The sequence below is a fragment of the Bradyrhizobium sp. 45 genome (genome assembly GCF_023073155.1).
GTDB lineage: Bacteria > Pseudomonadota > Alphaproteobacteria > Rhizobiales > Xanthobacteraceae > Bradyrhizobium > Bradyrhizobium canariense_D.
Genome location: NZ_JADPIX010000114.1, coordinates 1 through 13,809, shown reverse-complemented (window position 1 = coordinate 13,809; position 13,809 = coordinate 1). Strand labels below are relative to the sequence as shown.

Sequence of the window (13,809 nt, the reverse complement as noted above, 5' to 3'; positions counted from 1 at the left end):
TGAGCGGCTGTCGCGTCTTCTTGCTTGGCCAGCGCAGATTTGAACGGGGCGGCAAGAAACTCCTCGCAGGCAACTAGCTGGGCAATAAAGAACGACCGGGTCAAGAAACTGAAAGAGCCGGATCGCTTGTCGGCGCGCTGCACTCCGGCTTCGAAAATCTTCCGCTCTTGTTCGAACAATTCGCGCTTTTCTACCTGGTGCATGACCGCCGCCTTTCTTGATCAAAAATCACCCTCGCCCGGCAGCATTCACCGCCAGGCGAGTCTCTTCGGCATGTCAGGCGTCCGTGTCGTGCGACGTATCCGTCGCCGTGTCGAAATGCCCTACGTCGAAGTGATCCATTGGGCCCATCAAACCGATGGCGTATTCGAGCGCATCGTCGCAAGACATCGAAGCTAGCGCGCCGTGTATGTCACCCGAATGATCTGGACCGTGCGAGCTGAAATCACCCGCGAACTCACTATGGGAGAAGTCGAACTTGGCCAGCGCGTCACCCGGACTGCGATCGGTGTCGCCCCTGCTGCCATCGTCAGCCGGCTCGAGATCGCAATGGTCCTTGGGCTGGTATTCGCCGTCGTTGGCGTCCTTCCAGCCCCCATCGTGCTCTGGGTAGTCGCCCTTGGGGTAGGCGCCGCTAAGCTTGGCATAATTGTCCTTGCCGTCGCCGTTCTTCGAGCAGTCGTCGTCAGCGCTGTGATCGTCGTTCCATTTTGACAGCCTGCCGTCGTCATAATCGTCGGGCTTGGTTGACGTGCATTGCTCGGGTGGGGCGCCCTTTATCAGCCCGAGAATGCTCGTAACACTGCTCAGGATAGACATGGCTTCGCTCCTCGCTTCAGCTTTGCGACAGTCGCGGGCACGTGCGTCACGCGCGCGTGCCCTGCCCGGATCACCGCGCCATCACCCCTACTGTCGCCGAAGCACGCCGATGGATGCAGCGGCGAAAAAACAATTCACGCGTCATTCGAGCTGCCGGCGCATGGCCACAAGCTCTCTCCGGATCCACGCCTTGACGGTTCCGACAGGAACCCGGAGGTATTCGGAAATCTCCTCGTGCGTGCGCCCGTCGACGATCGCCAGAAGCAGGCTCGCGCGGCGCTGTGGCTCGAGTTGATCGAGCATGGTTCGCAGCGTCATGCTGTCTGGGATACAAGAGGCAGGGTTCGGAGCGGCCTGCTCGCGCGCGCAAATGGCATTCAATGCATCGTCCTCGAGCGCGAGTTCGCGCCTGGCGTTCTGCCGCATCTTGAGCGCCGTGTTGCGGACGATCGCGTAAATCCAGCCCCGGGCGGATCCTCGTGCAGGATCGAAGTTTTTCGCATATCGGAGAATCTGCGCGAATGCGTCGTGGATGACGTCCTCGGAACGCGATCTGTCGTGCACGATACGGTGCGCCATCGCGCGCAACTGTTCCTTCTCCCGCGCGTAGATCTGGCCGACGGCGGACTGCGATCCGGAGGCGCACTCAAGCAAAGCTGTTTCGTAATTAAGAGCCGTCTCGCCAGTGAGATAGCTGTCATGGCGCGCTACGCCGCAGCGAGACCTTGCCTTTGTTAAATCGAGGCACTGATGGGGCATGGTCGAAGTCACCCCTCATAAGGCAGAGCAGATGCGCGACATTTTCACCCACAGGGCCTGCGGCATTTAATGTCGTGCATTTAATTTATTTAAATGATCGATTTTAAAAAAATACGAAATCGCTGTCGGCGAACTCAAGTCAGCAAGCATCGACTTCGTTCCCGGAAGTTTTCAAAAATTTTTTTCCCAATCGCCAAAGGGTGACGTGGTCGTCAGAGTGCAGGCGGACCATAGCGGGTCGTGCTTGCTTGCGAGGTGAGCCCTACATAACTCCTCGAGCCGACTTCGAAAATGGGAGGCGTCAACATGGTCCCTAAGTCCCGTTTAAAACTTCAGAGCACGCATCGGACCCTACTACCGTGCAACGCCATCGAGGGTCATTCGAAGTACCTTCAATAAAATACGTCTCAATCCCCCACATTCCCGCCTCTATCCAACCTGCCCGCAATCAGCTGCGACGGCTCTGAGCCTTGTCATACCCAACGGGCGCTGCGAGTTGCGCAGCTATCGTGATGAGGTCAGCCATCGCGACAAGCTAAGGTGCTTCTTGCGTCCCTGGAGTACCACGCGCTTTCCTTCGGAAGCCGCGATGTCGCATCGCAGCCGCGCAGAACATTCAGCAGATCAGAACGTCCATTCACTGTGACGAAGCCGCCACTGATTCCCACTTTAGGGCGCGCCTTGCATACGACGTTACAAACATCCCGATGCAACAAGCGTCAAACGTGCCACTCACAAAATTTTTGCGCGACCGTGCATCCAGATTGTGATCTGGCCACCTAGTGATGACGTGGCAACAGTTACATCAATGTTCCGCCACTTACATCGAAAGGAGACCAACATGCTGGAGATGACCAAACTTGCTCACCCTATCGAACTGTCTGATGAGGAGCTCGACCTCGTGGCCGCCGGCACCGGCGGCTGTGGCTGCCAGGATGGCGGATCACTGATCCGAACTGGCGACATCAATGTGCTCAGCGGAAACCAAGTTCAGGTTGGCCTGCTGTCCAAGCAGTCCCAAGTCTTTATTGGGTAAAGGCGGGATGCATCGGCGAACCGCTTCTCCATCGGGGAAGCGGTTCTCCGGTAGCCATCCGCAGTCTTGTTTTGGCGGAAAGATACCCCGCGCAGCGCTTCAGTAAGGTGCGTCCATGGCGAACCGACCAACTCTGTTTCGTAAGGAAGCCGTCGACTTTTTGCATCAGCGCCACACCTGGGGTGAGGTCGTATTGCTGCAGCCGCTGTCGAGCACACTGCTTAGCTGGAGCCTTGCGGCGCTCGTTGTATTCATTTTGTGTTTTCTCTCCATCGCGCAATACGCCCGCAAGGAGACCGTCTCCGGGTATCTGACGCCGACCTCCGGCACAGCTAAGATTTTCATACCACAACAGGGCTTCATCAAGGCGATACACGTGAAGGAGGGGCAAGAGGTTGCGGGGGGCGACCCGCTCCTGACCATAGTTACTTCCCAAATCACGGCCAATGGAGATGACGTCAATGCGACCGTACTTGCGGTGCTGACGCAGCAACGCAATGTGGTCGAGCGACAGATCGATGCCGAAGATCGCCGAACCGCCTCAGAACGGGATCGCCTCGGTTCCACGATCAAGGGGATTGAAGGAGAGATTATCCAACTCGAGGACCAGCGGAACATCCAAAACGAGCGACTGAAACTTTCCGAGAGCTTCGTATCAACGGGCGCTAAGCTAACCGCGAGCGGCGCATTACCAACGATTGAGCTCAAGCGCCGCGAGCAGGCCGCACTTGAGCAAAAGCAGAGTGTGGTGTCGCTCGATCAGCAGATCACCGCGCGACACACCCAGTTGACAGACGCTCGGCATACACTCGAGCAACTCCCAACCATCGCCGCAGAGAGGATCCGAGGACTGCGTAATGAACTGTCCTCGATCGAACAGCGCGTGGCCGAAGTGAATGGGCGGCAGGCTTACGTTATCAAGGCGCCAACGAGTGGGCGCGTATCGACGCTGCAGGCGACAATAGGCCAAATCGCGGATCCCCGGCATATGCAGCTCGAAATCATTCCCGTTGATGCGCACTTGCAGGCCGAGCTGTTCTTTCCGACACGCGCGTTTGGTTTTGTGCGCCCCGGCCAGCAGGTTCGGATACTTTACGATGCATTTCCTTATCAGAAATTCGGCACCTACCGCGGCAGCGTGACCAACGTCTCTCACACCATTCTGACCGGCAACGAAACGACCGGGCCGATCGCCCTCAAGGAACCGGCTTACCGTGTGACTGCGGCTCTCGAGCGGCCCGACATCGACGCCTATGGCCGTAAGATGCCGCTTCAGCCGGACATGCTGCTCAGGGCCGACGTGATCCTTGAGCAGCGGTCCCTGATGAGCTGGCTGCTTGATCCGGTGTTAAGCGCAAGGATGTAGCCCAAGGATGTAGCCCATGCAGGGACTATTGAATTTCAGCGGACGCAGATCCCTCCCGGTCATCCGGCAGACGGAGGCGACGGAATGCGGGCTCGCATGTCTTGCCATGGTAGCGTCTTATCATGGTCATCGAACTGACTTGAACAGCCTGCGGCGCCGGCATCCAGTGTCCCTAAAGGGCGTCACTCTCCGCGACCTCATGCAGATAGCAGCTCACCTGGGGCTGTCATGTCGGCCGCTGCGAATCGAGATCGGCCATCTCTGCCAATTGCGTGTCCCGGCTATTCTGCACTGGGACATGGCTCATTTCGTTGTTCTGAAAGCGTACAGGAGGAAAGGGATCGTGGTGCACGATCCGGCAGCCGGCGAGAAATGGTTTCCCCTCACTGAAGCATCAAGACATCTTACCGGGGTCGCGCTCGAACTCTCGCCTACTGAAACGTTCTGCCGCACAGATGAGAGAATGCGACTGCCGTTCTCGGTTTTCTGGAGCGGAATGAACGGAAGCAATTATGCTCTGGCCCAAATACTAGTTCTGTCAGTGGTCATCGAATTGCTTCTCCTCGCCGCCCCTTTCTATATGCAGCTCACGGTTGACGAGGTCATCGCCAGGGGAGATGTCGATCTCCTGGTCGTACTCGGGCTAGGATTCGCGCTCCTTCTCCTGATACGGATCGCCTCGACCGCAGCCCGCTCCTTCATTATTCTCGTTCTGCAAAACACGTTGAGCTTTCAAATCGGCGCGCGGCTGTTTCATCATTTGGTGCGCTTGCCGCTCTCATTCTTCGAAAAGCGGCACATCGGCGACATCCTGTCACGCTTCAATTCGATCGAGCCCATCCGCAACGTGCTCGCGGAGGGATTGATCACGGGGTTGATCGACGGTCTCATGTCGGTGTTGATGCTGGTGTTGATGTTCACCTACAGCGTCCAGCTCGGACTTGTCGTCCTGCTGGCGTTCGCGTTGTATGCCGCCCTGCGGCTCGCTCTCTTCGGGATGTTCCGACAACGGAGCGAAGTGGCCATTCACAGCAAGGCAGACGAGAACTCCACCTTCATCGAAACCGTGCGAGCGGTGCAAAGCCTAAAGTTGCTCAACCGAGAAAACGAACGGGAGGGCCAGTGGCTGAATCGCTATGCTGCGTATATTAACGCCAACGTGCGGCTAGGCCGGGCGAGGATCAGCTTCAAAGCGATGAACGACACGATATTTGGCTTGGAGAACGTAATCACGATCTACCTCGCCGCTCGTCTCGCACTGGACAACCTCATCACGGTTGGAATGATATTCGCGTTCGTCAGCTACAAGCTGCAGTTCGCTGAGCGGACAGCGCTGTTGATCGAGAAGCTGGTAGATGTCCGCATTCTCGGACTGCACCTGGAGCGTCTCGCCGACATTGCGCTCACCCCGCTCGAGCGCGGGCACCACCTGGACCTGTCGTATATCCGGCAGATTCGCGGCGCGATCGAACTGCGCAACGTGTGCTTCCGGTATGCAGAAGGAGAGTCTCTGATTCTTAACAACGTCAATCTGTGCGTTGCTCCCGGACAATTCGTGACGATCATGGGACCATCGGGCTGCGGCAAGTCGACTCTTGTCAAGATTATGCTTGGGCTGCTCGAGCCAACGAGCGGAGAGGTTCTGATCGACGGTCTTCCGCTAGGCCAGATTGGACCGCGCGCTTATCGCGAGCAGATTGGCGCGGTGATGCAGGAGGATCAATTGCTGTCGGGATCGATTGCCGACAATATCTGCGTTTTTGATACAGCATTCGATCTGCAAGCGATGATCGATTGCGCGCGGATTGCCGGCATCCACGACGACATCATGGCAATGCCGATGAGCTACAACAGCCTCATCGGTGACATGGGAAGCTCGTTGTCTAGCGGGCAGAAACAGCGAGTATTGCTTGCGCGCGCGCTCTACCGCCGACCAAAGATCCTGTTTCTGGACGAGGGCACGGCACATCTCGACACCGAGAAGGAAAAGGAAATCAATGCGAATCTCCGGCACCTTAGTATGACTCGCGTGAGCGTAGCGCACCGACCGGAAATTACCCATGGAACAGATATGATCATCCATCTTGCCGCGGCGGCCAGACCGTTTCGGGTCGGAATGACGAGCCTCAGACGAGAAGCGGGGCCTGCGCAAGATGTCGGCGTCACCGGGTTTGCCGCCGAAGGTGCGAAATCGGCCGAGACCGGCCACGATGACTGCCCCGGTGACTCCACGGGCGATTGCTCGAAGCGCGATAGTGACTGGAAAGACGCCAAGGACGACGATTGCCATTCACAGAAGGACTGCTGCCAGCCGCGGAAAGACTGCAACCCCAAGCCGTCCGACGACTGTGGCAAAGCCGACAACCCGGGTGAAGCGCTGGCCAGGATCGACTTCTCACGATGCTGATTCGGCTCGCGCAGTCCGGATCCTTCGCGTGACATGCAAGGCGCACTCGCTTCGATGACCCGCTCGGATACGCCATCGGCTGGCCAAACGCCTGCTGAAGTCGCGCGAGGACGTCCTGGCCGGATAGGACTCAACAAGCCGATTCATTGTTGCCTGGATTCCGATGTAAGGCCGGGCTCAACTTTCCCCCAGCCTTGAGCCTGGGTCGCTCCGAACCTCATGGAATTAGTCTCGATGCTCACGCTCCGGTTGGCTGCTGCCGCCATCAAGGCATTCGAAGAACGCCTCGAACAAACCAATCGCGGTCTCGCCTGTTCACGCGGGCGGGGCGCCATCAATATGCGAAACACCGACGTTTTCGCAGATTGAGACGAACGCCCTCTTCGCGTCAGCGTCCTCAAAGCAAAATCGTGTGCCTTGGACTCCGCGCTCGATCCACCAGTCGATTTTGTTTGCCCGCGAAATGCGGGATGCCTCTCCGCGCAACTGATCCAATTGCCTTCCATAGGCCCGAACGATCACACAATTTGTCATTCTCTTATCCCCCAAAAAAGCGCTGTTCTAACTAGCCCTGAACGCAAGAGTGCTTCCGGCTGCTCATCGCGCACGCGCGGTGAGCTATCCCTTCACGCCAGAAAGTCATACAGTCAGTCGCTCCGCAGCGATCGCACGTCAATCGCTCCTGGCCGAGCATGTAGCGCCCGTGGATCCCGGTAGCGGCATTTTTGCACGATGGACAAATCAACAAAAAATTGCGCATACGCCAGCGCATCACCAGACCGCCCAACACCTTCGACGCCCCTTCGTGAATCAGGTATCTCGCTGAGGAGGAGCTTAGCGAAACTTTGCACGCCTGAATGTTCGATCGCGAACACAGGAACCGCCCTGCGCTTGCTCAGAGCGTGGTGGTATCCTTTCGGAAAGCTGCTAGGCTACCCTCAACTGCGAGAGAGCGAATGAGCGATGACGCGAAAGATGCAGGCCTTGCGGCGTTAATCAGTGGTATTTTTGCTCGGTCCGCGTCGCCCGTCGCCGCGCCTCCAGCGCCGGAGATGCCGTCAACACTCCAACGGGAGCCCGCGGTCGCGGCAGCGCCGCCAGCCAAGCCGCTCGTTCCCTTGTCCCCGGGCGGCCCCGATGAAAAACGAGCGCGACTGCCCGCGGTGGCGATCGCCGACCTCGTCCTTGGTGAGCTTCGCAAAATGGATGGCTTTCCGAAATCCGGAGTCTCGATCACCGTCTACGGAAGTCGACCTTGGAACGCCATGATCAGGTTCGCACCGTTCTCGACTACGTCGCAAGACGCTGCACGCCTGCGCCACGCTGTGCCCGACATCGTCTTCAGGCTTCGGGGGTACGTCGAGCTCGAAAACTAGGTTCTGCCGATCACGTTCGCCAAACTCGCCTCCTATCCCGCCGGGCTCGGCGTGACTTCCGACAATTGGACTTGCTGCGCCCATCCCCCTGCCGTTGTGAAATCTAGGAAGTCGGAAAAGGGCGCTCATAGCCCTCAGCGGAAGTATGGATGTGCCCGCGTTTCGTCCGCGGCCTAATAGCACGTCCTGTTCCCGCGAGTTCCGATTTCGCGGACTGGCCAGGGGAGGGCCACCAAGGCTAATCTGAGGGAGGGAATCATGGCGAACCTGGTCCTTTGCCGCCCCTAGCGATCCCGACGGCGCTCCAGGACTCGTTGATGGCGCGCCTCGATCGATTGGCGCCGGTAAAGGAAGTCGCCCAGATCGCAGCATGCATTGGACGCGAATTCGGACACGAGCTTCTAAGATCGGTAACGGCGCTCGACGAACACGCGCTGGAGCGTGCTCTCAATGATCTAATGACAGCGGAACTCATATTCCGCCTGCCGGCAGTAGTTTTGCCTTTGGCCAGTTCAGAGAGCCAGCGATGATGCAGCCCTTCAGTCAATCCATCAGCCAAATCGCCGGCGCGTTAGCCCGCGCGCAGGCTGAACTGCAAAATCCCGAGAAGTCCCTCACCGCCCACCATCGCCTCGCCCTTCCCGCGGGAAGAAAGCCGCAGCTTCCGCTATGCGTCACTGGCGAGCGGGCTGGAGATCGTGCGCAAGTGCCTGAGTAAGCATGAGATCGCCATCATTCAGGCCACCGCCGTCGAGCCAGCGACCGCACTGATCAAGCTCACAACCACCCTGCTGCACAGCTCCGGGGAATGGATCGCCTCGGATTGGCGGGTATGCCCGGCCGCCGACATGGCGGCTCCGCAGCGGATGGGCGCAGCGTTGACATATGCCCGCCGCTACGCGCTGTTCACCCTGGTCGGCATTGCTGGCGAAGACGATTTCGATGCGCCAGATCTGATCACCGCGGCAGCGCCCGCCGCGCCGCCAACGAACCCGAAAGCCAAATCCGCCAAGAGCATTCTCACCCGCGCACCGATGCTCGGCCCACAAGCCTCGGCAGATCTGCGCCAGCGTCTGCTGGAGCAACTGGACGGCTTGCGAGACAACGCGGACCTGTTGGGATGGGCCAAGACCAACCTGCCGCTCAAGAACACGTTGTTGGAGCCGGACGCCCGGCTGGTCGGAGCTGCCTACCAGACACGCGTCGAGAAAGCCTCCCCGCCATCCGCATCAGACGTTGAGCGCAACCTCGAACAGGCGGGGCTTGCCATCCCCAAGGAGCCGCCGCGCAAGCGCAGCAAGAACCACCGGCTGTTTGTGCGCGGACAGCCCTGCCTGGTCTGCCAGCAGTCTCCGTCCGATCCGCATCACCTGAAGTTTGCGCAACCGCGATCCCTGGGCCGCAAGGTCAGCGAGGAGTTCATCGTGCCGCTGTGCCGCACCCATCACCGGGACCTGCACCGCCATGGCAACGAGCGAGCCTGGTGGGCCGATATGCAGATCGCGCCATTGCCGGTCGCGCAGGACTTGTGGGCGGCAAGCCCCGTCCACGGGATTGCCAGCCCGGCAACGATCGTCGACAGCAGCATGTCCGCACACGTCGCTTCGGAGGCGAGACGGCGATGAACGGCCCTTTCCAAACCGAACAGCAGCCCACCGTCAACGCCATGCCGGTTCAGCTCGAATTGCTGGCGCCGCCTCCCCTGCTGTTGCCTGGTGAGAGCCGCGAGCACCACCAATCGCTGCGGGCAAGCGATCTTTGCCGACCTCGCGCCGCGATCCGCCATCGAATGGCCGCTCGCGAACGATGTCGCTGAACCATCCTGGGAGATCCAGCGCTATCGATGTTTGCGCCACCAGCTACTGGAGATCTAGCGCCAACAGGCGAATCGCAGCGACCCTGCGCCGCATCGATCTGATCGGCATCGCGCCCGAGTTCGCGGACGAGGCCGAGTACTATACCCTGCAGAACGCCTCGAGCTGGCAGCGCGACCCTCCATCTCCTTCACCCGGTGCGATATGCATCGCGTCACCATATCGGTTTGACTGGCGGATTGCTCACACTTTCTGGCACGTTCATCGCAGCATCGGTACGATCAGCGCAAAAAGCGAAGCGTGATGGAGATACTGCACAAGAACCGATCGACGACCACTGCATGAAAAGCCGCGCTGATCGGCCGTTGTCCGTAGTGCTCAACAGATGCTCTGAAACTAACCTTCTGCCAGACAATCATCGGTCCGATCGTAAAGAGCCGCGCGAGCCGATATTCGGCCCCGGCGCGCCTCCATTTTTCGCCGAGCTGACTATCTCCGTCGAAGCGCTTGGGCTTTGCTCCTCGTCTTGCTGTTAGCCGTTGCGGAGTCGCAACGCTCTCAACCTCTAAAGCCCGGCAGGCCGCCGGCGATCGACGGATACAAATTCAAGGGCATCGACTAGACGCCCTTACAAACCCAGCTGCCTGCGCAGAGCGTCACGTTCGTCGAGCAATCCACGAACTCTTTGAGCATTGGCCGATTGCGTCTCCTGCCACTCGATGCGATCTTCTGCGGTCCACAGGTAAGACTCGCGATTCAGCCGATCTTTCTCGGCCTTATCAAATTCTAGGTATAGTTCGATTTCGCGCTCAACTTGATCCAGTCGTTCCTGGAGAATTCTCGGCATCCGCCGTTCCTTCGGCTTTGCCTCCAGCCCGCTTCGGGCTTCGGTGCAACCGGTGCGACGACCAATAGGAGTTCTTTCCAGTCGGATAGATGCGAGCTTTTCCATAAAATTATCACGGTGCGAAAAAAATCTTTTGCGAAGCGCGTCTGACGGGGCGACCGAAGCCCCTGCATTCACCGACCGAAATCTCAAGCTGTTCACGCGCGGCGTAAGCGGGCCGAGCGGAAGGAGCGAAGGATTCGATTGTTAGACATGGAAGAAGTCCAAATTGGCCAAACTGCTTGCTGTTACGGCCGTTAAGACGACTTCCATATCCGCCGAACCCTGGTTCTGAGCTGCCCCGGAACTGTTAACATAAACAATCGTGTCCGTGCCGCTTTGAATCCACGCGATACTATGCGCAGCCACCTGCGTGCTACCGGCTATCAAGCCTTGGACGGTCGTGGCTCCAGTGATACCCGAAATGTCAATGACGTCTGTCCCATGAACGAAGTCGCTGATCGTGTCATGGCTTGCAACAGTCGACTCGGAAACGGCAGCAAAGACAAACTGATCAGCGCCAGCGCCCCCTATCAGCGTATCGGCGCCAGCTCCGCCCCGAATAAAATCGTTCCCCGCTTGACCGTCCAACGTGTTATTTCCAGCGTTGCCAATAATGACGTCAGCGAAACCCGAGCCACGAACAGCATTCACGCCGGTGAATGCATCTGTACCGACGTCCGCAACATCGCCAGAGGCCGTTCCATGGGAGTTGCCAGCGGCGAGATCTACGGTCACAGCATCCAGAGCATTGTAGAATGCGATGCGGGTATTACCGTTGCCCGTGATAGTGTCATCGCCGGCCATCCCCTCAAACTCGTTGAAGGTACCGAAATCACCGACATTTGGCCCGGAGACGCCGAAATTGGTCGCGACATAAGTGTCGGCGAAGGCGGTCCCGCGGATCGCTTCAATTGATCGAAGGGTGTCTGTTCCGATAGCAGCGTCACCTGACAACGTGCCCGAAGCCATATCGACTTGAATACCTGAAGCCGAACCATCGTGGTTGTAGAATGCCCTGTCGAACCCACCTTTGCCGTCGATGAAGTCATTGCCGGCGCGCCCGGAAAAATCTTCCGCCGTACCACTCGGATTGGCAGAGCCGGTGATGGTGTCGGCAAATGACGATCCCGAGACCGAGCCAACACCCGAGAACGTATCGATGCCCACTGACCCATCACCGGTTACTGTACCCGACGCGCCACTGGTGGTGCTGGTCCAGCCATTGAGACTAAAAGTTATCGTCACGGAGCCGGTTGCATTGGCGTAGATCAGACGGGTATTGCCGTTGCCGGTGATGATGTCGTTACCACCCATTCCTTCAAACTGATTGAGGTTGCCGTTATTGCCGATGTTGGCATAGGGAAGTCCGGTTGCAGGATCGATCGCGCCGCTGACGCCGAAATTCGTGGCATCATACGTATCGACAAAATTGGTTCCCTGAATGCCTTCGATCGAACGCAAGGTGTCGGTGCCGCTCGATGCATCGCCGATCACCGTTCCTGCCGCAAGGTGAACGCTGATCCCACCCGTCGTGAAGGTTAGATTGGCGTATTGCGCCGTATCGAAGCCGCCGTTTCCATTGATAAGATCGTCGCCGGCAAGGCCCATGAAGTTCTCGTTGGCGCCGCTTCCCGAAAAGACGTCCGCAAACATCGATCCCATGACGGCGTTGACACCGGTGAACGTATCGGTACCCACCGAGGCATCGCCGGTCGCAGTGCCCGCAAGGAGATCGACCGTCACGCCGGCGCTTGATTGCGTATATTGGAGTCGGGTGTTGCCATTGCCGATGATTGCATCGTTGCCGCCCATGCCTTCAAAATTATTGAAGGTGCCGCTCGATCCGGCATTGGTGCTGGTACCGCTGAAACCAGTGGCATCGTAAGTATCAGCGAAGTTGGTGCCGCGGACGGCTTCCATCGAACGCAGCGTATCGGTTCCGATCGTCGCATCGCCAGTGACGGTTCCGGCCGCAAGATTAACGGTTATGCCCGTGGTTGTGGTGACGTCGTTATTATAGATGGCGAAATCGTAGCCGCCGCGGCCATCGATCAGATCGTTACCAGCACGACCGTCATATTGCTCGAAAGTACCATTCGGATTGTCACTGCCCCGCAGCGCGTCGCCAAATGCTGACCCAATGACTGAATTGACGATTGTAAAGGTGTCGTTGCCGACCGACGCATCGCCGCTCGCTGTGCCTGCGACAAAATCAACGATGACTGCTGCTGCCGCATTGACATAGGAAATACGAGTCAAAATCTCGCCGGAAGGATTGACCGTGCCGACGATGATATCATCTCCCCCCATGCCTTCGAAGCTGTTGAAGCCAATTGGCGTACCAGGCACCCCGGAGTTACCGCTGAAGCCGACCGCCGAGTAGTGGTCGGCAAGATTGCTGCCCTGGATGGCTTCGATACCGATGAGAGTGTCGGTGCCGACGCCTGGTCCCGTCACGGTCCCGGCGGTCAGATCGGCGGTAATGCCCCCGGTCGCGTCGACATAGACCGCCCGATCAACACCCGACAAGCCGTTGATCGTGTCATTGCCGCCGAAGCCCTGGAATGCATCGTTCCCAGCGGTGCCGGTCAGGGTGTTGTCGCCAGCGTCGCCGAGAATGGCGCCGGGCACGCCCACCGTATAGACCACCGCGCTGCTGGTGGCGGTGTTGCCGGCGGCATCGCTCACCCGTGCGGTCAGCGAGTTGCTGCCGTTGTTGAGGCTGACCGTGGTGCTCCAGCTGCCATTGCCCTGCACGACGGCGGTGCCGATCGGCGTGGTGCCGTCGAGGATGGTGACGCTGGCGCCGGCGTCGGCCACGTCGACCGTGCCGGTGATGGTCTGGCTGGCCTGGTTGACTGGTCCGCCGGCGCTGGTGATGGCAACCGTCGGCGCAGTCGTGTCCAGGGTGAAGCTCAGCGCGGCCGAACCGGTGTTGCCGAAGCTGTCGGTCTGGCTTGCGACGATGGTGTGCGATCCATCGGCCAGCCCGCTCGGGAGGAACGACCACGCCCCTTGCGCCTCGGTGGTGGCGGTGGCCGCGACCGGAGTGCCGTCAATGGTGAAGTGGACCACGGTGTTGGCAAGCCCGGTGCCGCTCAGCGCCGGGTTGGCGGTGACGTGGTCGATGGCCGAGGTGCCGGTGTCGGCGACCAGGGTCTCGGTCACTGTCGGGCCGGTGGTGCTGAGCGTGTAGACCACCGCGCTGCTGGTGGCGGTGTTGCCGGCGGCATCGTTCACCCGGGCGGTCAGCGAGTTGCTGCCGTTGTTGAGGCTGACCGTGGTGCTCCAGCTGCCATTGCCCTGCACGACGGCGGTGCCGATCGGCGTGGTGCCGTCGAGG

11 protein-coding genes are annotated in these 13,809 nt (G+C 59.1%); 7 read left to right on the top strand and 4 right to left on the bottom strand.

All coding sequences use genetic code 11. From position 1 onward, the window contains the following. Positions 1-276: 276 nt before the first annotated feature. On the bottom strand, positions 277-819 hold the full coding sequence (locus IVB42_RS19810) for a hypothetical protein (RefSeq protein ID WP_247368015.1): 543 nt from the start codon (positions 817-819) through the stop codon (positions 277-279). Between the two features lie 141 nt (positions 820-960). Beyond that, positions 961-1,590 (bottom strand): sigma-70 family RNA polymerase sigma factor, encoded by a 630-nt coding sequence (locus IVB42_RS19805; RefSeq protein WP_247399567.1) that lies wholly within the window; start codon positions 1,588-1,590, stop codon positions 961-963. A gap of 829 nt (positions 1,591-2,419) precedes the next feature. On the opposite strand from IVB42_RS19805, the gene IVB42_RS19800 reads away from it, so the two are divergent. From IVB42_RS19800 to IVB42_RS19770, 7 genes are all read left to right on the top strand, one after another. After that, the gene (locus tag IVB42_RS19800; RefSeq protein ID WP_157643074.1) at positions 2,420-2,614 is read left to right on the top strand and encodes a hypothetical protein; all 195 of its coding nucleotides are present in this window, start codon (positions 2,420-2,422) and stop codon (positions 2,612-2,614) included. A 115-nt stretch (positions 2,615-2,729) separates the two neighbouring features. Continuing rightward, the gene (locus IVB42_RS19795) at positions 2,730-3,980 is read left to right on the top strand and encodes an HlyD family efflux transporter periplasmic adaptor subunit (protein ID WP_247399569.1); all 1,251 of its coding nucleotides are present in this window, start codon (positions 2,730-2,732) and stop codon (positions 3,978-3,980) included. Positions 3,981-3,996: 16 nt separating this feature from the next. Further along, on the top strand, positions 3,997-6,387 hold the full coding sequence (locus IVB42_RS19790; protein ID WP_247471099.1) for a peptidase domain-containing ABC transporter: 2,391 nt from the start codon (positions 3,997-3,999) through the stop codon (positions 6,385-6,387). 956 nt (positions 6,388-7,343) lie between these two features. Continuing rightward, positions 7,344-7,763, top strand: a complete 420-nt coding sequence (locus IVB42_RS19785) for a hypothetical protein (RefSeq protein WP_247295628.1) — start codon at positions 7,344-7,346, stop codon at positions 7,761-7,763. A gap of 317 nt (positions 7,764-8,080) precedes the next feature. Next, positions 8,081-8,293, top strand: coding sequence for a hypothetical protein (locus tag IVB42_RS19780; RefSeq protein WP_247399573.1), 213 nt, complete (start codon positions 8,081-8,083; stop codon positions 8,291-8,293). Positions 8,294-8,461: 168 nt separating this feature from the next. Further along, the gene (locus IVB42_RS19775) at positions 8,462-9,388 is read left to right on the top strand and encodes an ERF family protein (RefSeq protein ID WP_247399575.1); all 927 of its coding nucleotides are present in this window, start codon (positions 8,462-8,464) and stop codon (positions 9,386-9,388) included. Positions 9,389-9,569: 181 nt separating this feature from the next. Beyond that, positions 9,570-9,881 (top strand): hypothetical protein, encoded by a 312-nt coding sequence (locus tag IVB42_RS19770; protein ID WP_247471096.1) that lies wholly within the window; start codon positions 9,570-9,572, stop codon positions 9,879-9,881. A gap of 324 nt (positions 9,882-10,205) precedes the next feature. On the opposite strand, the gene IVB42_RS19765 is transcribed toward IVB42_RS19770, so the two are convergent. Together IVB42_RS19765 and IVB42_RS19760 are read right to left on the bottom strand one after the other, a co-directional pair. Further along, positions 10,206-10,529 carry a hypothetical protein gene (locus IVB42_RS19765; protein WP_247471094.1) on the bottom strand — a complete coding sequence of 108 codons (324 nt, stop codon included), beginning with the start codon at positions 10,527-10,529 and terminating at the stop codon, positions 10,206-10,208. Positions 10,530-10,670: 141 nt separating this feature from the next. Next, positions 10,671-13,809, bottom strand: a 3,139-nt coding sequence (locus IVB42_RS19760) for an Ig-like domain-containing protein (RefSeq protein WP_247471091.1), incomplete at its 5' end; no start/stop codon positions are given.